This window comes from Niveispirillum irakense DSM 11586 (genome assembly GCF_000429645.1).
Lineage (GTDB): Bacteria > Pseudomonadota > Alphaproteobacteria > Azospirillales > Azospirillaceae > Niveispirillum > Niveispirillum irakense.
This window is the reverse complement of the sequence record NZ_KE386934.1, coordinates 619,758-646,750: the sequence shown is the minus strand read 5'-3', so window position 1 is coordinate 646,750 and position 26,993 is coordinate 619,758. Positions and strand designations below refer to the sequence as shown.

The following is a 26,993-nucleotide window of genomic DNA, read 5'->3' as shown; positions in this document are numbered from 1 at the left end:
ACGAAGACCTATGGCAACTCGATCAACCTGACGGGCTTCACCAGCAATGGTCTGGTGAATGGTGACAGCGTCAGCGGCGTCAGTCTGACCTCCGGCGGTTCGGGTACCCTGGCCAATGCGGGCAGCTACAGCATTGTCGGGTCTGGCGCGTCTGGCACGGGCCTGTCGAACTACTCGATCACCTATGCGGACGGTACGCTGGTGGTGAACCCTGCATCGTTGACGATCACGGCCAACGGGGCGACCAAGACCTATGGCAACTCGATCAACCTGACGGGCTTTACCAGCAATGGTCTGGTGAATGGTGACAGCGTTACGTCCGTATCCTTGACCAGCAGCGGCACGGATGTGATTGCGGGTGCTGGCCGGTATGCCATTGTCGGTAACGGTGCTACGGGCAGCGGCCTGTCCAACTATTCCATCACCTATGCGGGTGGTGTGTTGACGGTGAACCCGGCGTCGCTGACGATCACTGCCGGCAACGCCACCAAGACGTATGGGACCAACGCCAACCTGACGGGCTTTACCAGTTCTGGTCTGGTGAACAACGATACGCTCACCGGGGTCGTATTGACCAGCAGCGGCGCCGGAACAACAGCGTCGGTCGGCAGCTATATGATCCTGGGTGGCGGCGCGACCGGCACGGGCCTTTCCAATTATGCAATCACCTATGTCGATGGCACATTGACGGTGAACCCGGCCTCTCTGACGATCACTGCCGGTAACACAACAAAGACCTATGGAAGCAATGCCAGCCTGACCGGCTTCACCAGTTCCGGTCTGGTGAATGGCGACAGCATCACGGGGCTGTCCCTGACCAGCAGCGGCGCTGGCGCGACGGCTGGTGTGGGGCGCTATGCCATCGTGGGTGCGGGGGCGACCGGTAACGGTCTATCCAACTATTCCATCACCTACGCGGGTGGTGTTTTGACGGTGAGCCCGGCATCCCTGACGATTACCGCCAGCAATGCCACCAAAACCTATGGCAACTCGATCAACCTGACAGGCTTTACCAGCTCCGGGCTGGTGAATAATGACACGGTGACGGGGGTTGTGCTGAGCAGCGCCGGTGCCGGTGCCACGGCTGGCGTGGGCAGTTACGCTATTCTGGCCGGCGGTGCTGCGGGTACCGGTTTGTCCAATTATGCGATCACCTACGCTGATGGCACATTGGCCGTGAACCCGGCGGCCTTGGTGATCACAGCCAGCAATGCCACCAAGACCTACGGCAATGCGATCAACCTGACGGGCTTCAGCAGTTCCGGTTTGGTGAATGGTGACAGCATCAGCGGCGTCAGCCTGACCTCCGCCGGTTCGGGCACAGTGGCCGGCGTCGGAAACTATTCCGTTCTGGTCTCCGCGGCCGCTGGCACAGGCCTGTCGAACTATTCCATCACCTACCTGGATGGCACGTTGACGGTTAACAGGGCAGTCCTGACCATTACCGCAAATGATGTCACCCGCACCTATGGCGTTGCCGCCAGCGCCACACCGGGCTTCAGCACCGCCGGGCTTGTCAATGGCGATCAGGTGACGGGTGTGTCACTGTCCAACGGGATCGCCGATCCCACCAGGGCGGCCGGCCGTTATGACATCGCCGTATCGGATGCCACCGGTACTGGCTTGGGCAATTACACCGTTAATTATGTGACTGGCACCCTGACCGTGAACCGGGCCTTGTTGACCATCACGGCCTCAGATGTCAGCAAGGTTGGCGGCATTGATCTTGTCCTGTCCGCCTTCACGACCGAAGGGCTGGTGAATGGTGACAGCGTGCAGCAGGTCGCCCTGCAAAGCCCCGGCACCCCCGCTGTGGCGGCGGCTGGCAGCTATGTCATCACCGCTAGCAATGCGACGGGTGCGGGGCTGAGTAATTATACTGTCCAGTACCAGCCGGGAACCCTGACGGTTACCGTACCGCCCCAGACCCTGACGGCAAGTACAGTTCAGCGTCAGGTCGTTGCCACCGTCGTTCCTGTGGCCAGCTTGGCAGCGCCCACAACCACGCTGACACCCGTCAGCACCGTCGCCCCGGCGAACACGGCGTCGACGCCGGCGAACACAAGCCCCGCAGCGGCTGAAAGCTCTACGCCCGCCGCTTCGTCCACGGCGGCAACCTCCGGATCTTCCTCCGGCGGCAGCACAGTCGAGACGACGGGCACTACCGGCGGAACCACAGCTTCCGGCCAGAATTTGCCTGTCGCGGTCAGCGGGGCGGAAGGCGGTGCTGTCTATGACCAGTTGCAAATGACCTCCGATCCCATCAAAGGCGCCGAGCAAGATGACCGTACGTAACAATGCCGAGTTTGCCATCCCCGTGGTGGAGCGTGCCGGCGCTGTATTGATGGAAATTGGGCGTCGTGTGCCTGCCTTTGCCCAGGGGCTGCAGTTTCAATCGACCGGAAAGCTGGCGGAAGCCCGCAGCATCTTTCTGCAATTGACGGAGCGGCCGGAACTGACGGCCCCCAGCCTGCACCAGTTGGGCGTGATTGCGGCGTTCGAAGGCGATAATATGCGCGCTGCCGGTCTGTTCGAGCACGCGCTCAAGCTGGAGCCGGCGGAGCCGCTTTATTACTGCTCTCTGGGTACGGTTTTTGAGCGGGTGGGCGATCTGCCGCGTGCGGCGGCGGCCATGGTCAACCTGGCCGTTATGTTGCAGACCAACGGCAACCATTCCGACGCGATCCCGCTTTATCGCCGTATCCTGCAACTGTCGCCGCTGAATTATTCAGCCTGGGTCAATATGGGCACCGGCCTTGCCTGGATGGGGCAGTCGCGCGAGGCGGTTGTGCCCCTGGTCATCGGGCTGATCCTGTTTGGCCGGGTCCTGCCGGAAGCACGCGATCTGGGCAAGCAATTGCTGGAGGAATTGGGCGACCGCCTGCCGGAATTGACAGCGGCGCTGGCTCAATTGCCCGATGGTATGCCCGATGGCCGGCTGGAGCGTCTTGAAGAGGTCTTGCAGACGCTGGACAAGGCTTTGCGTTCGGCGGGCTTCATTGATGCGACCGTGATGGCCTTGAGTGTGGCGCTGAAACTGGCGCCGGGCAATGCGCTGGCCCGCTGGAACCATTCGCTTGCCTGTCTGGCGCGGGGTGATTTCAAGACCGGCTGGGCTGATTATGAATGGCGCTGGGTCTGGGACCAGTTCCCGGAGCCGCGCCGTCTGCTTAGTTCCCCTCGCTGGCAGGGGGAGCCGCTGGAAGGCAAGCGCATCTATGTCTGGGGGGAGCAAGGGTTCGGCGACATCCTGCAATTCGCGCCTTTGGCCCGCATCCTTCAGGAACGCCACAAGGTTGCTGAGGTGATCCTGGAAGTCTCCGCCCCCCTGGCCCGTCTTCTGTCGACGGCACTGGACGGGCCGGGCCTCCGGGTTGTGCCCCGTAGCGACAATCCGCACCAGTTCAGTATTGATGATATCCCGGACTATCATGTGCCGCTGCTGAGCCTGCCGCACATGCTGTCCCTGGACGTGCCGGATCTGCCCTTGCTGCCCGGCTGGCTGGCCCTGCCGGAGGCTGAGATTGCGCGCGGTGCTACGCTGCTTCCGCCCCGCGAGGAGGGGAAACGGCGCATCGGCGTGGTCTGGGCCGGCCGGCCGCAGCATTCGGAAGATGCGCGCCGCTCCCTGCCGCTGTCACTGCTGGGGTCCGTTTTGGATGCTATCCCGGACGCGCAATGGATATCGCTGCAGGTTGGTCCTCGCGCCGCGGATTGTCTGGCCTTCAAAGGCCGGCTTCATGATATGAGCTCAGTTCTCCAGGATTTCATTGATACTGCCGCTGTGATCGCAAACCTCGATCATGTCGTGGCGGTGGATACGGGTGTCGGCCATCTGGCGGGCTCCATGGGGGCGCCTGTATCGTTGATGCTGGCGCATTCCGTCGATTGGCGCTGGGGCATCGGCGGTGACCGTTCCCCCTGGTATCCCAACCATCGGGTTCACCGGCAGCCGGCCTTGGGGGATTGGCACAGCGTGATCGCGGCCCTGCGCGAGGAACATTCCACCCTGATCCAGGCACCCGCCGCATGAAATTTGTCGCTGCCCTATCCCTGGTCCTGCCTTGAGGGCCAGGGATATCAGGCAAGCGATAGATAGCGCGCCGGGTGGATATCCACCGCATTGTCAGCCCAGCCGCGCAGGCGTGGGCTGACCAGGCGCCGGGCGGATTGGCGCATGATCGGGATCATCGGCATGTCGGCCATGGCAATCGCTTCCGCCTGCGCCAAAGCCTTGTGGAAGGATGGCAGGTCGCGGGCATTATCCACCGCTTCCATCGCCTGATCGAAGGCCGGGTTGGCATAGCCGGGGCCCAGCGTTTCCGCGCGGGACCGCAGCAGGTTGAGATATTCGGTCACCAATCCCACCGCCCAGGTGATACGGGCAAAGTCCGGATAGGAATGTTCCTTCATCCGGCTGACCACGATCTTGAATTCCTGGTTGGACAGGGTGGTTTTGACCCCCAACACCTGTTGCCACATGGCCCCAACGGCAATGGCGACCTGCCGGTTCAATTCATTGGTATTGTAAAGCAGTTCGACCGGCGGCAGATCCTTGCCCCCCGGACCATAGCCGGCGTCCGCGAACAGGCGTCTGGCTTCCGCCTGGCGCTCTGCTGCCGACAGCAGGGACCAGTCCGGGGCCGGCGGTTCATAGCCGGTCAGGTCGGGCGGGGTCATGGTAAAGGCGGGCAACTCGCCGCCGCGCGTCACCTTTTCCACAATCGTCTGACGGTCGATGGCCAGGGACAGGGCCCGCATCAGCGTGGGATTATCCTTCCATGGTGCGCGTGTCAGGTTTGGGACCAGGAAAAAGGTTGAGGCGCGATAGGCCAGCCGCAGACTATCCGCCATATGGGTGCGCGCCCAGTCCAACTGGGTCGGCGGCACATCCTTGGTGACGACCAGTTCCCCGGTACGGAACCGCTTCATCTCGGTTTGCAGATCCTCCGTCACATGGAAGGTGACAGAAGCCGCCGCAACTGTGGCGGCCTCCCGGTAATGCGGGTTGCGCACCAGCCGGTAATGGCTTTGCGGCACCACGCTGTCCAGGATGAAGGGGCCATTGCCCACCAGCTTGCCCGGCTGGACAAAGCCATCGCCATGGGCTTCCACGGATGGGCGATGCAGGGGGGAAAGCGGCCAATAGGCGGTATAGGTTGTCAGGTCCGGTTTGGGATGTTCCAGCGCCACCACCAGGGTCCGTGCATCCAGAGCCGTGACGCCCAGCGTGTCGGCCGGGGCTTCGCCGCGCATGATCGCCATGGCATTGCGCAGCGGCGCTACCCATTCCGGCAGGCCCAGCCGGGTTGCCGGCGTGACCGCACGCCGCCAGGAAAAGACGAAATCTTCTGCCGTCACGGCGCTGCCATCGGACCAGCGGGCATTGTCACGCAGATGGAATGTCCAGTTCAGCCCGTCCTCGCTGATATCCCAGCGTTCCGCCACGCCGGGAATGATGGTGCCGGCGGCATCAAAACAAGTCAGCCCCTCCCATAATTCCACAAACAGCGTCCCGGCCACGATGGTGGTGGACCGGTGCGGGTCCAGCGTATCCACCTCCGGTCCCAGGCCGATATCCAGCCTTTGGTCTGCCGCCAGGGCCGGCCGCAGGGGCAGGGCGCCTGTCAGGGGTGCTAACCCCGCCAGGGTGAGAAGCAGGCGACGCGTGATCAAGCCCATAGGCGCGATTTCTCCTGAGGACGGTGCCGGCGGCAAAGACTGGACTGTCCGCCCCATCCCTGTCGAGCGGCGATTGTCGGTCCGGAATACGAAATCTCGCCTTCGACTTGCCCTTGACGGGACACAAAGGCCGGCCATTGTTGCAACCGGAGCGATGGTAGGCTCTGGCAGATAGAAGGAACGGCGGGGCAATACCCGCCGGGAGGTTGGGATGAAAGGCTTAGGCTTTGCGGGTGCCGCGCTGATGGTGACGCTGCTGGGCACCGGCAGCGCGGTGGCGGGATCGGTTACGCTTTATTCGGAGCCCGGTTTCCGGGGGGAACGCATCACCATCCACGATGATATCGATTCCCTGACCAAGCTGCCGCCCTGGAATGACCGGGCCCGGTCCGTCGTGGTCAATTCCGGTGTCTGGGAAATCTGCAAGGATAAGCGGTACGACCATTGCCAGACGCTGGTCGGGGGCGCCCGTGTCGCCAATGTGGCGGAGGTGAAGAACCTGCGTGGCGGCATCAGCTCCCTGCGGGAGGTGCGTCGCGACCGGGACCATGATTACCGTCCCGGCTGGGGCGGCGGCACGCGTGATCCCTGGGATGATGATTGGCGCCGGCCCGCGCCGCCACCCCGGCCACCCTACCGGTCGGACAATGATGGCATTGTCTGGAATGACCGCCCCGGCCAGGGCGGGGGCAGGACCAGCAGCCGTCCGGAGAATGAGTGCCAGAGCCAGGTGGAACAGGCCTTTATCCAGCGGCACGGCTATCGCGGGCGCACCAGCTTCTCCGGCTCGTCCTATGAAGGCGTGATCTGGTGGGAGGGGGAAGCCTGGCAGTATCGCTGCAGCGGCGGGCAGACCAATATCTGGAAGTAATACCAAGGTCAAAAATCTTGATCTTGGTATCCGCGCCGACTGACTTCGGCGGCTCGTGCCGCCGAAGTCAGTCATTCTGGCGTCTCAGAATTGACTGACACAGGTATAAGCACCAGGCCCGGCGGCCTATTGCCGCCGGGTCGCCCAGCGCCGCCACAGGTGAAAGGCGGGCGGGGCGAACAGCACGATTAGAATGATGCGCACGATATGATGGCTGGCGACGAAGGCGGCATCCACATGCAGCGCCAGGGCCACCAGGCTCATCTCCGCCAACCCGCCGGGCGCATAGGCCAGGATCAGGCCGGGCAGGCTGAGACCGGTGATCAGATGCACCGCCACTGCCATGCCCACCGTCACCGATAACAGCAGGAAGGTAAGGCCGGCGGCGACCGCCAGCGTGCGGGTGATGTGCAGGATAGGCAGGCCGGCAAAGCGCGCGCCGATGGAGGCGCCGATAATGATCTGCGCCCCGGCAATCACCAGACCCGGCGGCTTGCCCACCATCAACCCGGCCAGATGCAGGCCGGCGCTGAGCAGCATCGGTCCGACCAGCACGCCGGCGGGAATGCGCAGCCGCTGGGCCAAGGGCGCGCCGGCACCACACAGCACCATCATCCCATAATCGGTCCAGGGCAGTTCCAGAATGCCGGGGCCCAGGCCGCGCAGGCTCCAGTCCCGCCCGGCGGGGTCATAACCGGGCAGGGACTGGAAGGCGACGGGCACCGTCATCACCACCAGCATCACCCGCAGGCTGTGGCCCAGCGCGATGGTGCGGTCATCCCCGCCCAGCGCGCCGCCCATCATCACCATCTCGTTGAAGCCGCCGGGCATGGCGGTGAAATAGCCGGTCACCCGGTCATAGCCGGCGACCTTCTGAAGGTAGAACAGGCCCAGCCCGGCGGAGAAGACGATATAGAAGATCAGCCCCGCCAGACTGACCGTCCATTCCCGCAGATGGTCCAGCAGGGCGGGCGTGAAGGCGCTGCCCAGCATGATGCCCAGGATGATCATCATGGAGTTGCGCAGCCTGGGCGGCACGCTGGTGCGGATGCCGGCCAGGGTGGCAAGGGTCGTGGCGATCATCGCCCCGATCATGAAGGCCAGCGGCACATGCAGCCGGAAGCAGAGATAGCCCCCGCCCAGGCCCAGCAGCATGGCGGTGGCAAAACCTTTCCAGCCGATATTCCTGATGCCTGATACAGCCGGTCCGATCATGCCACCAGCCGTCCCAGGCGCACGGCGGTATGGCCGCGTACCGGATGACGGGCGGGCATGATCAGGATGCAGTGATCATGGGGGGTGCGGACCGGCCGGTCGCCATCCAGGGCGATCAGCGTGCCGGCGGTGGGGATGATATCCATGCCGGAAACTTCGTGGGTGAAGTGGAACTGATTGGTTAGCACGGTAATGGTTTGCGTCACCTCTACAAGCCTGCTGGCTGCCCATGGCGTGGATGGCAGCCATGGGGTAAGCGCATCCCGCTGTATGATGTCGCTGATTTCCAGGAACCGGGCGGCGATGGTCAGGGCCGTGTCGGCGGCTTGCCTCTGCCAGTGCTGCCCACATTCCACCAGCAGGGCGGTCGGCCCTTCCGGTTCTGGACCGGTAAAGCGGGGATGGTCGATCAGACGGCTGCCGCCGGCGTGACCCTGGTCGGTGACGATCCATCCGGGCAGGCCGATGTGCTGCGCCAAGGCCAGCGCCCGTGGTGCGGCGCCGGCCAGCATCATCGGCACCGTGTCATGCAGCATGGAATGGATGTCCAGCACCAGATCGGCGCTGGCAAACAGGGGCCAGATCTCCCGCGCCCGGCGCAGTTCGCCACTATCACCGGGGGCGGGCAGGGCGTCCAGCCTTCCCGGCGACCAGACCCGGTTCATATCCTCATCCACATAGCGGGACATGGCGGGATAATCGGGGTGGAACTGCGCGAAGGCGGGGATATTGCAGAAAATGAAGGAGAGGCGCCCCCGCGCAGGCCGCAGCCCGGCGGACAGCAGCCGGTCGGCGGCGATGGCACCACATAATTCGTTCCCATGCATCAGGGCACTGATGACGACATGCGGGCCGGGCCGTCCCCCTGCAAGGGTGATGGCATAGGGGATGGCGTGGCTGCCGTGACGGTAGCGGCCGATATCGGGCGGCCGCAGCTCGACAGGGAGGCTGCCGGTGGTCGCCGTCATCATCTCCTTCTCCTCAGGGTAGCGGATTAATCGTGATCTCTCATGATGTTATCCCACTGGCGCGGGGACTGGCATTCCACTTGGCCCCCTCGACGGCGGCCCCTTACTTGTATAGGTTCCAAGTCAGTTTGATGAAAGATCGGTATCGGCCCTTCATCATCGCTTTTCTGGGCTTTCGTGGGCGCGCCTGATGAGTTTGGTGATCGACGACGTTGTCGTCCGGCATGATCCGGTCGGGACCCCCGTACCGGTCCTGTTCGATTCACCCCATAGCGGCACGCGCTATCCAGCCGATTTCAACTTCATCTGCCCGTTTCCCCTGCTGCGGCAGGCGGAAGACACTTATGTGGATGATCTGTTCAACATGGTGCCGGATTACGGGGCGACATATCTGTGTGCCTTGTTCCCCCGCTCCTACATTGATGCCAACCGGGCGCCGGACGATATCGATCCCGCCATGCTGGAAGGGGAATGGCCCTGGCCGGTTAACCCGTCGGGCAAAAGCCTGGCCGGCATGGGGCTGGTGCGTTTCCTCTGCCGGCCGGGCTTGCCCATGTATGATGGGCGTCTGCCGGTATCGGTGGTGATGGACCGGCTGGAAAATTACTGGCGGCCTTATCATGAATTGCTGGCCGACAGCCTGGATGCGCTGCATCGCCAGTTCGGTGCCGTCTATCATGTGAATTGCCATTCCATGCCCAGCTTCACCATCGGGCCGGACCGGCAGACGACGGATTTTGTGTTGGGGGACCGCGACGGCACCTCCTGCGATCCCGCCTTTACCAGCTTCATCGCCGCCCATCTGCGCGGCATGGGCTACAAGGTGCGGGTCAATGATCCCTATAAAGGGGTGGAACTGGTCCGCCGCTATGCCAACCCGGCCCAGGGCCGCCATTCCCTTCAGCTTGAAATTGACCGCCGTCTCTACATGAATGAAGAGACGCTGGAGATCCATCACGGGTTCGAGCCGCTGCGCCGTGACCTGACACGGCTGCTGGTCGCCATCCGCGATTACGCCCTGGACCGCACGGCCCGCGCGGCGGCGGAGTAAGCCGGTCGCGCCTATAGGCTGTCACTTTAAACTGAGTCCGATACGACCTCCCTCCCGTCACCCCGGCGAAGGCCGGGGTCCAGTATCAGAGGCACTTTTCTCTACGACACTGGACCCCGGCCTTCGCCGGGGTGACGGTGGAGAGTGTCCAGACTAAATCTGAAAACGCTACAGACCAACTATCAGGCTTCCCCACCGGCCTGTCCTGCACCGTCGGCTACTTCCAGATCGGCTTGCCGCTGCCGGGCAGGCCCAGCTTGCCCCACATGGCGCTGACCTTATCCACCACGCCCTGTTCCATGAACAGCTTCTCCCCCCATTCGCGGTGGGTTTCCGGGGGCAGTTTGTTGGTGGCGTCCATGCCGACCTTGCCACCCAGGCCGCTTTCCGGGCTGGCGAAATCCAGATAGTCGATGGGCGTGCCCTCGATCATGGTGATGTCGCGCACCGGGTCCATGCGGGTGCTGACGGCCCACATCACGTCCTTCCAGTCGCGCGCATTGATGTCATCATCCACCACGATGACCCATTTGGTGTACATGAACTGGCGCAGGAAGGACCACACGCCCATCATCACCCGCTTGGCGTGGCCGGGATAGGCCTTCTTCATCGACACCACGGCGATGCGGTAGGAACAGCCCTCCGGCGGCAGCCAGAAATCCACGATCTCGGGGAATTGCTGCTGCAACAGGGGGATGAACACTTCGTTCAGCGCTTCGCCCAGCACACTGGGTTCATCCGGCGGGCGACCGGTGAAGGTGGAGAGGTAAATCGGGTCACGGCGCATGGTGATGGCGGTGACGGTGAAAACCGGGAATGGCTCCACCGAATTATAGTAGCCGGTATGGTCGCCATAGGGCCCCTCATCAGCATATTCGTCCAGGCTGACATAGCCTTCCAGCACAATCTCCGCCGTGGCCGGTACCTTCAGCGGCACCGTCTTGCATTCCACCAGATCGACCTTTTTGCCGCGCAGCAATCCGGCGAACTGATATTCCGACAAGGTATCCGGCACGGGCGTGACGGCGGCCAGGATGGTGCCGGGATCGGCCCCCAGGACCACGGCGGCGGGCAGCGGCTCCCGCTTGCCCGCCTGCTTCCAGCGCTGGTGATGCTGGGCGCCACCGCGATGTTTCAGCCAGCGCATGATGGCCTTGTTCTTCCCCAGCACCTGCATGCGATAGATGCCGAGGTTGAAATTATCTTCCCGCTTGCCGTCCTTGTCATCATGGGTTGGGCCCTTGGTGACGACCAGCGGCCAGGTGATCAAGGGGGCAGGTTCCCCTGGCCAGCAGCTTTGCACCGGCAGGATCGACAGGTCGATATCATCGCCGGTCAGCACCACCTCCTGGCACGGCGCCTTGGAGACGGAGCCGGGGCGCATGGCCATGACCTGTTTGGCCAGCGGCAGCATGGCAAAGGCTTCGCGCAGGCCTCTCGGCGGTTCAGGCTGTTTCAGGAAGGCGAGCGTTTCCCCCACCTCCCGCAACTGATGCGGTTCGCGCTCCATGCCCCAGGCCACGCGCTCCACCGTGCCGAACAGGTTGATCAGCACCGGCATGCTGCTTTTGCTGCCATCGGCCTTGATCACATTCTCAAACAGCACCGCCGGCCCGCCTTCCGCCAGCAGGCGGGTATGGATTTCCGTCATTTCCAACTCAGTGGAGACGGGTTCCTTCACCCGGACCAGGCGGCCTTCCTGTTCCAGGCGGGCCATGAAGTCGCGGAGTGAGGCATAGGGCATGATCGGCCTTTGGGGTTCCGGGGATCGGGTCGGGGCGTAACATCGGTGCGGGCGGGCGCCGGGTCAAGCGGGCAGCCCGTCGCGGCGGATTGTCCGCCCCTCTTGACCATTGAATAATTCAATGGATCGGCGAAAATATATCAATTTCACAGAATGGCTCGCCATCCCTATGGTCCGCCCCGACCATTGTCCGGGGGAGTTTTGAGAAATGGATGTGTTGTTGTCGGCGCCGATCCTGTTTTTTGCACTGGGGGCATTGATCGCATTTACCGGCGCCCGCATTCCCTTTCCCGATGGGTTTGGCAAGGCGCTGGCCGCCTATCTGCTGGTCGCCATCGGGTTGAAGGGCGGGGTGGCCCTGTCGGGTGCGTCGCTGGGATCGGTGATGCCGCTGTTGCTGACAACCGCCATGCTCAGCCTGACCATGCCCTTCCTGGCATTCGCGCTGCTGCGCGGGCCGGTGGGGCTGGACCGGGTGAATGCGGCGGCCATTGCTGCCCATTATGGCTCGGTCAGCCTGGTGACCTTCGTGACGGCCACAAAGCTGCTGGAAGCGCAGGGGATCGCCTATGGCGGCCATATGGTGGCGGCACTGGCCATCATGGAAGCACCGGCCATCATCACCGGTCTGTTGCTGTCCGGTCGGATCGGCATGGCGGCAGGGGCCGGGTCGGGGCAGGCCGGGGGCACCGTCGCCCTGAACATGGGCAGCGGCGGTCTTTCGTCTGCCTTTCGGGAAGCGGCGTTCAACGGGTCCATCCTGTTGCTGGCCGGGTCCCTGCTGGTGGGGGTGGTGATTGGCACGCCGGGCTTGGCCAAGCTGTCCGGCCTGTTCGTGGCGCCGTGGGATGGGGCGCTGTGCCTGTTCCTGCTGGATATGGGCTATCTGGCGGCCAGCCGCATGCGTCAGGCAGCGGCACTGAACCTGCGCCTGCTGGGTTTCGGTCTGGTCATGCCGCTGCTGGGGGCCGGTATTGGTTTGCTCGCTGCCCTGCCGCTGGGGCTGGATCTGGGGGACACGGTGCTGCTGGTCACCTTGTGCGCGTCAGCCTCTTACATCGCGGTGCCGGCGGCGCTGCGCCATGCGCTTCCGGATGCCGATCCCGGCTTGTCGCTGCCCTTGTCCTTGGCCGTGACCTTTCCCTTCAATATCCTGATCGGCGTTCCGCTTTATCTTGCCGTCTGCCGCTACCTGCTTGGATAGGCCCATGCCCACGCCCCTGCCGCCCTTTGACCTGGACCTGCTGCGCAGCTTCGTCACCATCGTGGAATCGGGCGGCGTGACGCGGGCCGCGGAACGGCTGGGCCGTACCCAATCCACCATCAGCCTGCAGATGAAACGGCTGGAGGAAGGGCTGGGCCGCCGCCTGTTCCAGCGCGATGGCCGGTCCTTTGCCATGACGGCGGAAGGGGAGCAGCTCTTGATCTATGCCCGCCGGCTGCTGACCCTGGCGGGGGAGGCCTGCGCGGTGCTGATGGAGCCGGAGGTGGGCGGTACAGTGCGGCTGGGCACGCCGGAGGATTTCGCCACCACGCATCTGCCGGACATCCTGTTCCGTTTCGCCCGCGCCCATCCCCAGGTGGCGCTGGAGGTGCGGTGCGATTTCACCGCCAACCTGCTGGATGGCTTCACCCAGGGTGATTTCGATCTGGTCCTGTGCAAGCGGGAACCGCAGGGGGCGGGCGACGGGCTGCGGGTCTGGCGGGAAAAGCTGGTCTGGGCGGCGTCCCCCCGGCTGCTGCTGCTGCCGGGCCAGACCGTGCCGCTGGTGCTGGCGCCGGCGCCCGACCTGTACCGACGCCGCACGCTGGAAGCGCTGGAACGGGCGGGCATTCCCTGGCGCATCGCCTATACCAGCCCCAGCCTGGCGGGGATCCAGGCCGCTGTCAGCGCGGGGCTGGGGGTGACGATCCTGTCACGGGACATGCTGGCGGCCGGCTTCCAGGTGGTGGATGCCAGCCTGGGCCTGCCCGACCTGACGGATATGGAAATCGCCCTGCATCGGCGGCCCGGCGCCATGTCCAAGGCCACGGAACTGCTGGCCGACCATATTGTCCGCTCCCTGGAACAGGCCCCCCGACCGGGGGGCCGGGGGCTGGATGTCAGCCTGCCGGCACCTGCCACACATCGGTGACGCGGACTTCCCGGTCTTCCAGTTCCCGCGTGGTGGGCACGGCATAGGTGGCCACCTTGTCCAGTCCCTGGGCCGGCAGATATGCGCGGCCGGGATCACCCACCAGCACGGTCACACCCTCTGCGGCCAGCCGGCGGAACCAGGCCAGGGCTGCTTCCGCAAAGGGGCGCTCATAACAGACATCGCCGGCCAGCAGGATATCCACGCCGGGCAGATTCTGGCCAATCAGGTCTTCGCAGGCGACATCCATGGTGATGGCGTTTGCCGCCGCGTTCAGCCGCATGGCCGTGGCGGCGAACGGGTCGATATCGACCGCCCGGACGGAAGCAGCACCCGCCCGCATGGCGGCGATACCGATCAGGCCGGAACCGGCCGCGAAATCCAGCACATGGCGGCCGCGCACCAGTTCCGGCCGGTCCAGAAGCAGCCGGGCCACGGCCTGCCCGCCGGCCCAGGGAAAGGCCCAGAAGGGCGGCGGCACGCCCTGGCGGGCCAGCCATTCCTCTGTCGCCTGCCAGATGGGGGTGATCTCGCTGGCCTGCCATAGAAGGAGGGAAGGCAGAAGCGGCTCCACCGGCGCCAGCGCCGTTTGCGTCCGGATAAAGGTGGCGGGATCGGGCGGGGTGGTTTCAGCGGCGGGTAAGGGCAAAATCAGCCATCTGCAGCATCTGCTGCTGCATATAGGGTTTGGGCAGGCGGTTGCCGTCCAGGGGGATAGAGCCGCCACCGCCACCCTGACTGGCAGGCTGGGACAGGGCGACCGTACCGGCGATGATGGCGGCCAGCAAGGCCCAGCCGGTGAAACGGGCAGCGCGGAACATGGACAGGCTGTCAGCCGGATCATCCACATCCCAGCCGCGCACCTGCATCAGCATCAGGGCCGCACAGACCGCCAGCGGCACCAGGGCCGCCCAGGCGGTGGCGACCGGCCCCAGCGCCGCCAGCCAGAGCAGCAGGGCACCAGCATAAAAGCCGCCAACCCATTGCCGCGACTTCTCCCCGAACAGGCGGGCTGTGGATTTGATGCCGACCAGTGCGTCATCCGCCTTGTCCTGATGGGCATAGATTGTGTCATAGCCCAGCGTCCACAGGATGCCGCCAGCATAAAGCAGCACAGCCGGCCAGCCCAGTTCCCCGCGCACAGCCGCCCAGCCCAGCAGCGCCCCCCAGTTGAAGGTCAGACCCAGGAAGGCCTGCGGCCACCAGGTGATCCGCTTCATCAAGGGATAAAGCCCGACCATCACCAGCGACGCCGCGCCCAGCAGGATGGAAAAACTGTTAAGCTGGGTCAGCACAGCCAGCCCGACCAGACATTGTGCGCCCAGAAACAGGGCAGCCTGGAACAGGGAGACCTGCCCGCTGGGGATGGGGCGCACGCGGGTACGCTCCACCTTCGCGTCCAGCTTATGGTCGATCATGTCATTGATGGTGCAGCCCGCCCCGCGCATGACGATGGCGCCAATGCCAAACAGGGCCATCAGCCACCAGTCCGGCCATTGACCGGCAGGGGCGGCCAAAGCGATGGCCCACCAGCCCGGCAGCAGCAGCAGCCAGGTGCCGATGGGCCGATCGAGCCGCGCCAGCCGCGCATAGGGCCGCCAGGCCGCCGGCAACAGGCGGTCGATCCAATCGCCGGCCTTGATATCGGTATGGCCGGGGGCAGTGCGGGTGGCATCGGACATGATGGCGCGCACTCTACCCCGCCCGCACCATGGTGCCAAGCATCGCCATGCTGGTTCCGGCGCAGCGGTCGGGTTATCTGTGCGCGTATCGTCCGTATTTTGCCGGTAAAGCCCCATGTCCAGCCCCTTGCCCCGCACCCGCCTTTTCCTGGATGTCCCGCTGGTCCCCGCGCATGGGGCGGCGCTGGATGGGCCGCGCGCCCATTATCTGCGTGCCGTGCTGCGGCTGGGGCCGGGAGACCGGGTGCTGGCCTTCAATGGTCGGGACGGAGAGTTTATGGCGGAGATCGACGGGCTGACCAAATCCGCCGGCCAATTGCGCCTGCTGGAACAGACCCGCGCGCCCGACCCCCAGGCCCCCGCCGGCCCCTGGCTGCTGTTTGCGCCGTTGAAGGGCGGGCGGACGGAATATGTGGTGGAAAAGGCGGTGGAATTGGGGGCATCCCGGCTGGTCCCGGTCTTCACCCGGCGCGGCGATGTCAACCGCGTCAATCTGGACCGGCTGCGGGCCAATGCGGTGGAAGCAGCGGAGCAATGCGAAAGGCTGGATGTGCCCGACGTGGCGGAAGCGGTGGACCTGGGGCGGCTGCTGGCGAATTGGGATAAAGCTCGTACCCTGTTCGTCGCGGCGGAGAGCGGGGATGCGCAACCCCTGGTGACCGCCGTCACTGCGACCGCCGATCAGCCGGCGGCAATCCTCATCGGACCGGAGGGGGGATTTGACCCAGACGAAATTCTCAACCTGCGCCGCCAGCCCTTTGTGGTAAGCGTGGGCCTGGGGCCGCGCGTGCTGCGGGCCGACACTGCCGCCTTCGCCGCCCTGTCCGTCTGGCAGGCCGCTGCGGGCGACTGGCGCCGGTCGGGGCAGGATGCACGGCCGCCCAATCGCGTTTGAAACAAATTCTGATCGGCAATCCTTATCTCCGCTACCAGATCAACGACCTGTTCCTGAGGAAGTCCCGAAATGTCCGCTCCCCCGACGTCGCGCGGCGCGCCGATCACTGATCGCCGGCAATTGGTCGAATATCTGGAACAGGGATCAAAGCCGGTAGCCGATTGGCGCATCGGTACGGAGCATGAGAAATTCGTCTTCCGTCGGGATGACCTGACGCCCGTACCCTATGATGGTCCCGGCGGCATCGGCGCCATCCTGGGGGAGTTCGAGCGTCGATTCGGCTGGGAGCCGGTGCGCGAAGGTGACAATATCATCGCCCTGACCAAGGGTCTGGCCAATATCAGCCTGGAACCGGGCGGCCAGTTCGAGCTGTCGGGCGCCCCGTTGCTCAGCATTCATGAAACCTGTGCGGAGGTGGGGGAGCATCTGTCCCAGGTGCGCGCCATCGGCAAGGATCTGGGCTTCGGCATGCTGGGGCTGGGCTTCAATCCCAAATGGGCCCGTGCCGATATCCCCTGGATGCCCAAGGGCCGCTACAAGATCATGCGCGACTATATGCCCAAGCGCGGCAGCCTGGGCCTGGACATGATGACCCGGACCTGCACCGTGCAGGTGAACCTGGATTTCGCGTCCGAAGCGGACATGGTGAAGAAGTTCCGTGTATCGCTGGCCTTGCAGCCCATCGCCACGGCCCTGTTCGCCGCCAGCCCCTTCACGGAAGGCAAGCCCAACGGCTTCCAGTCCTTCCGGTCCCATATCTGGACCGATACCGATCCCGACCGGACCGGTGACCTGCCTTTCGTGTTCGAGGATGGATTCGGGTTCGAGCGCTATGTCGATTACGCGCTCGATGTACCGATGTATTTCGCTTATCGCGACGGGCAGTATCTGGATGCGTCCGGCCTGTCCTTCCGTGATTTCCTGGAGGGGAAGCTGTCCATCCTGCCGGGTGAACAGCCCCTGATGACCGACTGGTCTGATCATATGACGACCATGTTCCCGGAAGTGCGGCTGAAGAAATATCTGGAAATGCGCGGTGCCGATGCCGGCCCCTGGGCGCGGCTCTGCGCCCTGCCGGCGCTTTGGGTCGGCCTGCTTTATGATGGTACGGCACTGGATGCCGCCTGGGATCTGGTCAAGGGCTGGACGGACGCGGACCGGGCTTCTTTGCGCCGCGATGTGCCGCGCCTGGGCCTGGACACGCCGTTTCGCGGCGGCACCCTGCGCGATGTGGCGGGGCAGGTGGTGGCCATCGCCAAGGAAGGGCTGCGCGCCCGCGCCCGCACCGCCGGCATGGGCGATGATGAAAGCCACTTCATTGAGCCGCTGGTGGATATCGCGGCCAGTGGCCGCACGCTTGCCCGCGAATTGCTGGAGAAATATGAGGGGGAATGGGCTGGCTCCGTCGATCCCCTCTACCGGGAGTATGCCTACTGACGCAGTTTGGTTGCGCGTTGATTGCGGCCCTGTTGCCGGCTGCCCCCTGATTGCTTAGAGTGGCATTCCCCGCTGGGAACGGGGCGTGGGGGCTGCCGGCGCCTTTCCACGGGATGGGGGGAAGGGGTTGGCTGGGTGCTGAAACTGCTGGGGGAATTCAGCGACCGCGCCATGGAGCGGGATTTCCGCAACCATGCGATGGAGCAGGAGGTCAGGGGCTTGCGCCGCAATCTGGTGGCGCTGATGTTCTTCTATCTCATGCCGCTGGCGCTGGATTTCGTCTATCTCTCAAACGAGACGATTTTCGGCCTGTTCCTGCCGCTGCGGCTGGGGGTTTATGGCGTCATCATCGCCACGCTGCTGATCCCGATCCGGCCGCGTTTCTATGGTCTGCGTCATGCAGCCACGCTGTTTCTGCTCAGCTATATCTGGGTCATGACGTCCCTGGTGGCGTTGCGGGTGGAAGGGGGGCCGGTCGGGCTGACGGTCAGCTTCTTCATCATGATCGTCGTGCTGATGAACTATCTGTTCCTGCCGACGCGCTGGATTTACATGGTCCTATGGGGGGTGGCGGCCAGCACCGCCTATCTGGCTGGGATCATGCCGCTGACGGGTGCGCCATCGTCGCAAATCCAGACCGCGACCGTCATGCAGACGCTGGCCAATATTTTTGGTGCCTTCACTGCCTATCAGCTTTCCACGCTCCGCCGGGCGGAATTTCACCGCATGCGCCAGTTGGAGGCGGAACAGCGGCGGCTGGAAGAGGCAAATGCCGAACTGCATCGGCGGGAAACCATCATCGGCCTCCAGCGTGACCAGCTTGCCACCCAGGTGCAGGAGTTGGAGGAGGCGCAGAAGCGTTTGCTGGAAACCCAGGCCAGTCTGGTGCAGGCAGAAAAGATGGCCAGCCTTGGCGGTCTGGTGGCCGGTGTGGCGCATGAATTGAACACGCCGATGGGCATTGCCGTCACCGCCATCACCCATCTTCAGCATAATGTGGACGTGCTGGACCGCACCCTGGCGGCCGGTGAACTGACCCGTTCCCACCTGCTGGATTATCAGGATACTTTACGCGAAAGTGCCGGCCTGATCTGGTCCAACCTGTCCCGCGCCGCCGCACTGGTGCAGAGCTTCAAACAGGTTGCCGTGGATCAGGCCAGCGCGGAGCGGCGACCCTTTCTGCTGCGGGATTATATTGACGAGCTGTTGCTCAGTCTCGCGCCCCGTTTGCGGGCAGAACGGCACCGGATCGGTGTGGAATGTCCGGGCGACTTGACGATGGACAGCTATCCTGGCGCCTTATCGCAGGTACTGACCAACCTGGTCCTCAATGCCCTGATCCATGCCTTCCCGCCGGGGCAGGAGGGCATGATCACCATCACCTGTATGGCCCTTGCAGGTGACAAGGTGGAAATCCGGTTTGTCGATGATGGCAGGGGCATGGTGCCCGCCGTGGCGGAGCGGATGTTTGACCCGTTCTTCACCACCAACAGGGCTGAAGGCGGCAGCGGTCTGGGCCTGCATATTGTTTTTAATCTTGTAACCCAGACCTTGTGTGGCTCCATCCAGGCCACTACCGCGCCGGGGCGTGGCACCTGCTTCACCCTGACCCTGCCCCGCCACCCCATCGCGATAGCGGATCGGGGAGCAGCCATTATGCTGGCGTGACATCGCCCGGGTATATTTGCCCGCATGGCCTTATTACGCGCAGGCAGGCGCAGCGATAGCCCTTGAAACTCGCGCCAAGGATGCAAAAGTGGTAAGTCTATTGCCTGCATCGTTGCTTTTACATAGGGTCCATATTGGTTGAATGTCGCGGAGGTAAGCGCCGGTGTCGACGCAGAAATGGGGGCGCTTTACCGACCCTGCTATGGAGCAGGATTTCCGCCTCTCCGTATTGGCGCGTGAGGTACGGGGCCTGCGTATCAATCTGATGGCATTAATGGCGCTGCGGCTGCTGCCGATGGCGCTGGATTTTTACTACATGCCGCAGGGCATGGTTATTGGCGTTTATCTGCCGCTGCGTCTGGCGCTGTTTCCCTTCCTCATTTTCATCATATTGCTACCGGCGCGCCCCTCCACCTATACGCTGCGGCATGTCTGCATCCTGGTGATGCTGTCCTATATCTGGCTGCTGACAGCGACGCCCCCCTTATGGGTGGATGTGATGGGGGTTGGCGTTACGGTCGGGTTTTTCATCTCGGTTGTGGTGCTGATGAACTATCTGTTTCTGCCCACGCGCTGGACCTGGATGCTGGCCTGGGGGTTGACGGCCAGCTTCCTTTATATCGTTTTCATCATGCCGCATTCGGGGGTGACGCCATTCCAAATACAGGTCGCGGTCGTCATGCATGTACTGGCGAATATTTTCGGCGCCTTCACGGCCTATCAATTAGCCACCTCCCGCCGGACGGAGTTTCTGCGCCACCGCCAGCTTGAGGAGGCGAATGCGGAACTGCGGAGCCGGGAGACCATCATCGCCCAGCAGCGTGACCAGCTTGCTACCCAGGTGCAGGAGGTGGAAAGCGCGCATAAAAGCCTGTTGGAGACCCAGGCCAGTCTGGTGCAGGCAGAAAAAATGGCTAGCCTTGGCGGGTTGGTGGCCGGTGTGGCGCATGAACTGAACACCCCAATGGGCGTTGCCGTCACCGCGATCACCCATCTTCGGGACAATGTGGAGGCGCTTGACCGCACCCTGGCTGCCGGTGAACTGACCCGCTCCCGCCTGCTGGACTATCAGGACATGCTGCGCGAAAGCGCTGGCCTGATCTGGTCCAACCTTTCCCGAGCGGCTGCACTGGTGCAGAGCTTCAAACAGGTTGCCGTGGATCAGGCCAGCGCGGAGCGGCGGCCCTTTCTGCTGCTGGACTATATAGACGAGTTACTGCTCAGCCTTGCCCCCCGCCTGCGGGCGGAGCGGCACCAGATTACGGTGGAATGTCCGCCTGATCTGACCATGGACAGCTATCCCGGTGCCCTGTCTCAGGTTCTGACCCATCTGGTTCTCAACGCCCTGATCCATGCTTTCCCGCCGGGGCAGGAGGGCATGATCACCATTACTTGCGTGGCCCTTGCGGGCAACAGGGTGGAAATCCGGTTTGCCGATGATGGCAGGGGCATGGTTCCTGCGGTGGCGGAGCGGATGTTCGATCCGTTCTTCACCACCAACCGGGCGGAAGGCGGCAGTGGTCTGGGGCTGCATATTGTCTTCAATCTTGTGACCCAGACCTTGTGTGGCTCCATCCAGGCCACAACCGCGCCGGGGCGCGGCACCTGCTTCACCCTGACCCTGCCCGCCATCCCATCGCGATAGCGGATCTGGTGGCAGCCATCATGCTGGCGTGATAACGCCCGGGTATTTCTTGGCAACGGCCAGTTACTTTACAAAACAAGGCGACAGCCGCGCCATGGGTGACGACGGAAGTCGATGTCTGTGACTTTTTTGGGACTTTCATGCTTGTATAAGTTTTTTAATGGCATGGCTTCTGAAATCGCTATTTTAATTAGATTTAATATAAACATTAACGCGTTAAAATATTGACAGAAAAATAGATAAATATAGAGTTTTGTCTCCAATTCGGAAATGGAGGTGGATATGAGCAACTTTTACGCTGGAACAGTATATAGGGGTGAAATTGTTATTGATAACAGGATGGGAAATGTCAGTATAGTTCTAGGGCGTCCAACAAATGAATATCAGGGAAGCGTTGTAATAGAGCCATTGTGGGGTGATAATCCGACTTACACCATTCCCCAAAATTCTGGCGAGGCAAGTTTCGGATATACGCTGGAAGCGGGAGTTCTGGTTGATCCAAATGCGGACCGCATCCAAATACCATTGACCCTTTCAAAGCCGAACAATCCGTCGGTTGCAGGGATGATCACGATTATGACGGCCGATGGGACGGTAAATCCAAATACGGTGATCGTTCAACTGACCCTTGGGCAGCAAACGACCAATCAGTCGATTTCCGTCAGTTCTTGGGCTCCTGTTGAAATGAATGTTGATCTTGACTCGGTCAATCTTATTTTCACGGATGGCGGACAGATATCCACGGCCAACCCGACAGGCGCTATCTTCGATGCGGCGCTTGAGGTGGCTGTTAAGATGGCCGCAGGGTAAATTTCTTCCAAAATTCTAAAAATTACTTTTTTATCTCTAAAACAGCGGAAACTGCCTCTGATTATTGGAGGTATCTTTCCGCTGTTTCTTTATGGGTACGTATATATTCGCGGCAGGGTGTCCCGTTAAATTCCTTCCCCCAGCCTTCCCGCCGCCTGCGTTAATTGCCGCAGATAGGAGAGATGGCCGTCGGTCAGCATTTCCGCCTGCAAACGCCATCCCCAGTTGCCATCCGGCTGGCCCGGAATATTCATCCTGGCGTCGCTGCCCAGGCCCAGCAGATCCTGCAGGGGCGTGATGGTCATGGTGGAATTGACGCCCAGGGCGAAGCGGATGAAGTCCCATTGCGGTGCCCAGCCATCGCTGCCCAGATAGGCCAGGATGGTGCGGCCCCGCTCGCTGTCATGGCCGCCCAGGCTGCGGAACCAGCCCATGATCGTGTCATTATCATGGGTGCCGGTATAAAAGACGCTGTTGGCGCTGTAGCGATTGGGGTCGTAATGGGCGGGGTTGAAATCCTCCCCCCATTCAAAGGGCAGCACCCGCATGCCGGGGAAGCCAAAATGGTCGCGCAGCTTTTCCACCGCCGGCGTGATGATGCCCAGATCCTCTGCCACGATGGGCAGGGGGCCGCATGTATCCAGCAAGGCCTGGAACAGTTCATATCCCGGTGCCGGTGCCCAGCGGCCATTGATGGCCGTCTCCTCCGTCGCGGGGATCTCCCAATAGCTCTCAAAGCCCCGGAAATGGTCGATACGGACCAGATCGACGGTTTCCAGCGTGCGATGGATGCGGCGGCACCACCAGGCGAACCCCTCGTCCCGGTGCGCCGGCCAGCGGTAGAGCGGGTTGCCCCAGCGTTGTCCGGTGGCGCTGAAATAATCCGGCGGCACACCGGCCACCACCAGCGGTCGGCCATTCTCGTCCAGTTCGAACAGGTCGCGGCGGGACCATACATCGGCACTGTCGCCGGCCACGAAAATGGGGATATCGCCCATGATGCGGATGCCGCGCCCATTGGCATCTTCCTTCAGCCGCATCCATTGCCGGAAGAACAGGAATTGCTGCACCTTGATCTTGGCGATCTCATGCGACAGGGCTTCTTGCGCCTCCTCAATCGCCAGCGGATCGCGGGTGGCATAGGCCGTGTTCCAGTCCATCCAGGCGGCCCCGCCATGTCGGGCCTTCAGCACGGTATAGAGTGCATATTCCGCCAGCCATTCCGCATCATGATGGGCGCAGAACAGCTCAAAATCGCTCCAGAGTTCATCTTCCTGCCGGCGCTTCAGAAATGCCGTCGCCACCAGGTCCAGCGCTTCCAGCTTGGCACGGGCCACCCGGTCATAATCGACACGCGGTGCCGCATTGTCCGGCAGGTTGGCCAGCAAAGCGGGCGCCGCCAGACCGTCTGCCACCAGATCATCGAAGCTGATCAGCAGCGGGTTGCCCGCGAAACTGGACAGGGCGGAATAGGGGCTGTTGCCCAGGCTGGTGGGGGCCAGCGGCAATATCTGCCAGATCACCTGACCCGCCGCCTGCAACTGTTGCAGGAAATGGCGGGCCGCCGGCCCCATATCCCCGATGCCATGCCCGCCGGGCAGCGATGTCGGATGCAGAAGGATACCGCTTACACGCTGTTCGCTCATCACGGATAGGGGCTTTCCGAAAAGGGCCGATGGGGAAAAGGGACGGGGAGGCGATAGGAACCTGTCGATAACGGGTGGCCGGGCTTTCCGGCTCCAGACAGATACATGATTTCGCATGCCATGCTGCATTGCAATGGTTGCGCGATGCGGTAACGCTGTTACTCTTTCCATGGGTGGGCGAAAGGTTCGCTCCCAAGCGTCGGGAAGCAGCTTATGGTAGAATCACCCCTGCCGCGCGGGGTTGGCAAAGCTGGTCATGTCGGGGCGAAGGCGGCCCTGGACCGCCTGTTCGACCATGTGAACCGGGTGATCCTCTCCCGGCAGCATCCGGTCACGGGCCTTCTGCCGGCCAGCACCGCTGTCACGGTGCATGGCAATTACACCCATGCCTGGGTGCGGGATAATGTCTATTCCATCATTGGCCCCTGGGCCCTGTCGCTGGCCTATCGCCGCCGAGGTGACAGCGCGGCCCGCGCCCGGTTGCTGGAACAATCCATCATCAAGACGATGCGCGGCCTGTTGCAGGCCATGATGCGCCAGTCGGCGAAGGTGGAACGGTTCAAGCGCACCCAGGCGCCGCTGGACAGTCTGCACGCGATCTATTCCGCCGCGACGGGGGAGGCGGTGGCCGCTGATGATGGCTGGGGCCATCTGCAGATCGACGCCACGTCCCTGTTCCTCTTGATGCTGGCGCAGATGACGCGCTCCGGCATGTCCTTGATCTACACGATGGACGAAGTCGCCTTCGTCCAGAACCTTGTGCATTATATTGGCCCGGCCTACCGCATCGCCGATTTCGGCATCTGGGAGCGGGGGCGCAAGATCAATGACGGGGCGGTGGAACTGAACGCCAGTTCCATCGGCATGGCCAAGGCCGCGCTGGAGGCAATGCAGGGCCTGGACCTGTTCGGGGAGGATGGCGGCCGCGTGGCGGTGATCCATGCCGTGCCGGACGAAATCGCCCGTGCGCGGGCGACGCTGGAAGCGCTGTTGCCGCGGGAAAGCGGCTCCAAGGAGGTGGATGCTGCGCTGCTGTCCGTCATCGGCTGGCCGGCTTTCGCCGTGGATGCGCCCGATCTGGTGGAGCGGACCCGGGCAGAGGTGCTGGGCAAGCTGGGTGGCCCCTATGGCTGCAAGCGCTTCCTGGCCGATGGCCACCAGACCGTGCTGGAAGACCATGCCCGCCTGCATTACGAGACGGGGGAGTTGGAGCGGTTCCGCGGCATTGAGAGCGAATGGCCGCTTTTCTTCACCTATGTCTATGTCACGGCCCTGTTGACCGGTGACGCCAAAGGGGCGGCCGACTATCGGGAGAAGCTGGAAGACCTGCTGGTCCTGCGCGATGGCGAGGCGCTGCTGCCGGAACTGTTCATCGTGCCGGAAGAGGCGGTGGAGGCGGAGCGTGCCGCCCCCGGCAGCCAGGCCCGTGTACCCAATGACAATGTGCCCCTTTTGTGGGCGCAGAGCCTGTTCATCATGGGCTTGCTGCTGGATGAAGGCTATCTGTCGCCCAGCGATATTGACCCGCTGAACCGCCGGGCCAAGCTGGCGCCCAAGCCCCCCGTGCCCTTGCGGCTGGTGGTACTGGCGGAAGATGCGACGGTGCGCGGCCATCTGCGTGACCATGGGCTGTGGTGCCAGACGCTGGATCAGGCCGGGGCCGCTATCCATATCTGCCATGCCGATGTGCTGGTAGGCGCGTTGGCAGAACTGGGGCGTTCGCCGGCGCTGGGCCTGACCGGGCGGCCGCCGCGCCGGCTGGGCACACTGATCACGGCCTGCGGCTATCGCTTCGCGGGCCAGCCCACCGTGATCGTGCCGACCTTTGTGGATGAACAGGACGGTTTCTATTTCACCTTCGATACCCGCTTCCTGGTGGAGCGGCTCTTGTCGGAAGTGGCCTATATCAACCGGACCTGGACCTTCACCAAGCCGCCCTTGATGGTGTTCCCCGTCAGCCGCGCCATGGCTGAGGATGCCAATTTCCCCGATCTGGCCCGCACGCTGGCCGATCTTGCCAATGGCAACGTGCCGGACCTGCATGTACGGGGGGGCGATCTGGCGGATAGTTACGCTTCCGCTCGGATCGTGTCCCTGGACCAGACAGCGCCCAGCTGCCCGGTCACGGCGCGTCCGGTACGTCCCGGCCCGGCGGAAGCGCCCTGGAATTTTTCTGATACCCCGCTGACGGCGGAAGATCGCCGCTGGCTGGAGGAGGCGGATACCCCCTATCTCAGCCATGCCCTGCATGGGGAGATGAATGCCCAGCGCCATCTGGCGATCCTGTCGTTGCTCTGGCATCGGCAGGGGGCAGATTTCCATCCCGATCCGGGTGGCCCGCCGCTGCGCCATTATGGGGAGGCGCTCTATCGTGCTGCCGGTCGTGCCGGCCGCTGGGATATTGTGCGTCCCCTGGCCTTCCTGCTCGATCGCCATGATGAGCGGTTGCAGGATGCGGTGAAGGAGATTGTCGTCCGCCAGAAGCATGTGGTGCTGGGCGGCTGGCATGATCATGGTTCCCTGGTCGATCGCCCGGTGGATAATGCGACCATCATCAGCCGGCTGGGCGCGCTGGGCGGCGATGGCGCCACCTGCATGCTGCGGGAGGAGATGCTGCTGTTCAGCGGCACGCTGATCAAGGCCAGCCCGGAACTGTTCCGCTATACCCTGTCCGCCCGGCCCGGTGACCTGCTGGGGCTGCTGTGCCGTTCATTGGGCCGTCAGCGCGGCCTGTCCGATGCCCAGGCGCTGGAAATCCTGAAGGGGGAGGGGCCGCACGCTATCCTGACCCGGCTGCGGCGGTTGATTTCCCGCTGCCCCGGCATGGTGGGGGATTTCTGCCTGCCGGTGCTGGCCCGGTCCTGCGCCATGGACCGGCCGGAATTTGCCCTGGAAAGCGACCATTGGGCCGCCCATGCCCTGTCCGGCGGGGACTGGTGGGGCTGGCGCGATGTCACCGGCACGCTGCTGCCGGTGCCGGAAGAATTTTTCATGCGCGTCTGGGCCGTGCTGCGCCATTGCGACGAACTGGCGATTGCCGACGCCAATCAAGCCCATAGCCGTCTGGCCAGCGCCCTGCTGCGGGCCGACAGCACACCGGCGGAACGCGATTTCGCGCGGGAAGTGGAAGGCCGGCTGGACCGTATCGCCAATCCCGAATACCGGCAATTGACGGTGGAAGCCCTGTGGGCCGTGTCGGAGGTGCTGACCGTGCATGGGGAGGTGCATCTGCCCGGCCTGCTTTCCACCGACAAGGTGATCGCGGAAGCCGTGGCCCGCCATTGGCGCCTGCTGCATAACCGGCAGGAGGACGCTTACGGCGCTGCGGCCTGGAAGGCGTTCTACAACCTGTCACCTGTGGTCGCAGCCGAACATCTGGCCATGGCGGCATTGACACTGGCCGGTATCGTGGCGCCCGTGGCCAGTGCGGCGTGAAGCGTAGAAAAGGGTTGAAGGGTGGCGGTGCCTTTGCCTGCCGCCGCCTTTCAACCTTCGCTTTGGCAGGCTGTCAGGTTTGGGTTGGATCAACCTAAACCGTCACCCC

19 protein-coding genes are annotated in these 26,993 nt (G+C 63.3%); 12 read left to right on the top strand and 7 right to left on the bottom strand.

Annotated features, from left to right (window positions below; translation table 11 throughout):
• The coding region (locus tag G473_RS28335; RefSeq protein ID WP_029014886.1) for a beta strand repeat-containing protein at positions 1-2,295 on the top strand (2,295 nt) is incomplete at its 5' end.
• Positions 2,282-4,033 (top strand): tetratricopeptide repeat protein, encoded by a 1,752-nt coding sequence (locus G473_RS28330; RefSeq protein ID WP_035708566.1) that lies wholly within the window; start codon positions 2,282-2,284, stop codon positions 4,031-4,033. The genes G473_RS28335 and G473_RS28330, both read left to right, overlap by 14 nt.
• A 47-nt stretch (positions 4,034-4,080) precedes the next feature.
• Here G473_RS28330 and G473_RS0122020 read toward each other — a convergent pair whose 3' ends face one another.
• Complete coding sequence (locus G473_RS0122020) at positions 4,081-5,682, bottom strand: peptide ABC transporter substrate-binding protein (protein ID WP_035708563.1); 1,602 nt, start codon at positions 5,680-5,682, stop codon at positions 4,081-4,083.
• 211 nt (positions 5,683-5,893) lie between these two features.
• Between G473_RS0122020 and G473_RS0122015 the strand changes: the two genes are divergently transcribed.
• Positions 5,894-6,553, top strand: a complete 660-nt coding sequence (locus G473_RS0122015; protein WP_029014884.1) for a beta/gamma crystallin-related protein — start codon at positions 5,894-5,896, stop codon at positions 6,551-6,553.
• A 126-nt stretch (positions 6,554-6,679) separates the two neighbouring features.
• On the opposite strand, the gene G473_RS0122010 is transcribed toward G473_RS0122015, so the two are convergent.
• Positions 6,680-7,768 carry an AbrB family transcriptional regulator gene (locus G473_RS0122010; RefSeq protein ID WP_051330575.1) on the bottom strand — a complete coding sequence of 363 codons (1,089 nt, stop codon included), beginning with the start codon at positions 7,766-7,768 and terminating at the stop codon, positions 6,680-6,682.
• On the bottom strand, positions 7,765-8,739 hold the full coding sequence (locus G473_RS0122005; protein WP_029014882.1) for a M14 family metallopeptidase: 975 nt from the start codon (positions 8,737-8,739) through the stop codon (positions 7,765-7,767). The genes G473_RS0122010 and G473_RS0122005 overlap by 4 nt, the downstream gene beginning before the upstream one ends.
• Positions 8,740-8,926: 187 nt before the next feature.
• Between G473_RS0122005 and G473_RS0122000 the strand changes: the two genes are divergently transcribed.
• Positions 8,927-9,787: an N-formylglutamate amidohydrolase gene (locus G473_RS0122000; protein ID WP_029014881.1), complete on the top strand. Its 861-nt coding sequence runs from the start codon at positions 8,927-8,929 to the stop codon at positions 9,785-9,787.
• Between the two features lie 217 nt (positions 9,788-10,004).
• Here G473_RS0122000 and G473_RS0121995 read toward each other — a convergent pair whose 3' ends face one another.
• On the bottom strand, positions 10,005-11,531 hold the full coding sequence (locus G473_RS0121995) for a UbiD family decarboxylase (protein ID WP_029014880.1): 1,527 nt from the start codon (positions 11,529-11,531) through the stop codon (positions 10,005-10,007).
• Positions 11,532-11,739: 208 nt separating this feature from the next.
• Here G473_RS0121995 and G473_RS0121990 point away from each other — a divergent pair, with 208 nt between their 5' ends.
• The gene (locus G473_RS0121990; protein WP_029014879.1) at positions 11,740-12,735 is read left to right on the top strand and encodes a sodium-dependent bicarbonate transport family permease; all 996 of its coding nucleotides are present in this window, start codon (positions 11,740-11,742) and stop codon (positions 12,733-12,735) included.
• Positions 12,736-12,739: 4 nt separating this feature from the next.
• Positions 12,740-13,666, top strand: coding sequence for a LysR substrate-binding domain-containing protein (locus G473_RS28325; protein WP_051330574.1), 927 nt, complete (start codon positions 12,740-12,742; stop codon positions 13,664-13,666).
• On the opposite strand, the gene G473_RS0121980 is transcribed toward G473_RS28325, so the two are convergent.
• Positions 13,635-14,315, bottom strand: a complete 681-nt coding sequence (locus G473_RS0121980) for a class I SAM-dependent methyltransferase (protein WP_035708561.1) — start codon at positions 14,313-14,315, stop codon at positions 13,635-13,637. The two genes, G473_RS28325 and G473_RS0121980, sit on opposite strands and share 32 nt — an antisense overlap.
• A complete protein-coding gene (ubiA, locus tag G473_RS28320; protein WP_035708928.1) occupies positions 14,296-15,348 on the bottom strand; it encodes a 4-hydroxybenzoate octaprenyltransferase in 1,053 nt (350 codons plus the stop codon). Before ubiA ends, G473_RS0121980 begins: the two co-directional genes overlap by 20 nt.
• Before the next feature lie 115 nt (positions 15,349-15,463).
• On the opposite strand from ubiA, the gene G473_RS0121970 reads away from it, so the two are divergent.
• The 5 genes from G473_RS0121970 (at position 15,464) to G473_RS30505 (ending at position 21,803) form a co-directional block, all read left to right on the top strand.
• Positions 15,464-16,243, top strand: a complete 780-nt coding sequence (locus tag G473_RS0121970; RefSeq protein ID WP_029014877.1) for a 16S rRNA (uracil(1498)-N(3))-methyltransferase — start codon at positions 15,464-15,466, stop codon at positions 16,241-16,243.
• A gap of 69 nt (positions 16,244-16,312) precedes the next feature.
• Positions 16,313-17,680, top strand: a complete 1,368-nt coding sequence (locus G473_RS0121965) for a glutamate--cysteine ligase (protein ID WP_029014876.1) — start codon at positions 16,313-16,315, stop codon at positions 17,678-17,680.
• Between the two features lie 135 nt (positions 17,681-17,815).
• A complete protein-coding gene (locus G473_RS29645) occupies positions 17,816-19,348 on the top strand; it encodes a sensor histidine kinase (RefSeq protein WP_051330573.1) in 1,533 nt (510 codons plus the stop codon).
• 163 nt (positions 19,349-19,511) lie between these two features.
• On the top strand, positions 19,512-20,993 hold the full coding sequence (locus G473_RS29640) for a sensor histidine kinase (RefSeq protein WP_154667521.1): 1,482 nt from the start codon (positions 19,512-19,514) through the stop codon (positions 20,991-20,993).
• Between the two features lie 282 nt (positions 20,994-21,275).
• Positions 21,276-21,803 carry a hypothetical protein gene (locus G473_RS30505; protein WP_154667520.1) on the top strand — a complete coding sequence of 176 codons (528 nt, stop codon included), beginning with the start codon at positions 21,276-21,278 and terminating at the stop codon, positions 21,801-21,803.
• Positions 21,804-21,928: 125 nt separating this feature from the next.
• On the opposite strand, the gene malQ is transcribed toward G473_RS30505, so the two are convergent.
• The gene (malQ, locus tag G473_RS0121945) at positions 21,929-23,566 is read right to left on the bottom strand and encodes a 4-alpha-glucanotransferase (protein WP_281169955.1); all 1,638 of its coding nucleotides are present in this window, start codon (positions 23,564-23,566) and stop codon (positions 21,929-21,931) included.
• A gap of 96 nt (positions 23,567-23,662) precedes the next feature.
• On the opposite strand from malQ, the gene G473_RS0121940 reads away from it, so the two are divergent.
• Positions 23,663-26,884: a glycoside hydrolase family 15 protein gene (locus G473_RS0121940; protein ID WP_051330571.1), complete on the top strand. Its 3,222-nt coding sequence runs from the start codon at positions 23,663-23,665 to the stop codon at positions 26,882-26,884.
• Positions 26,885-26,993 lie beyond the last annotated feature (109 nt).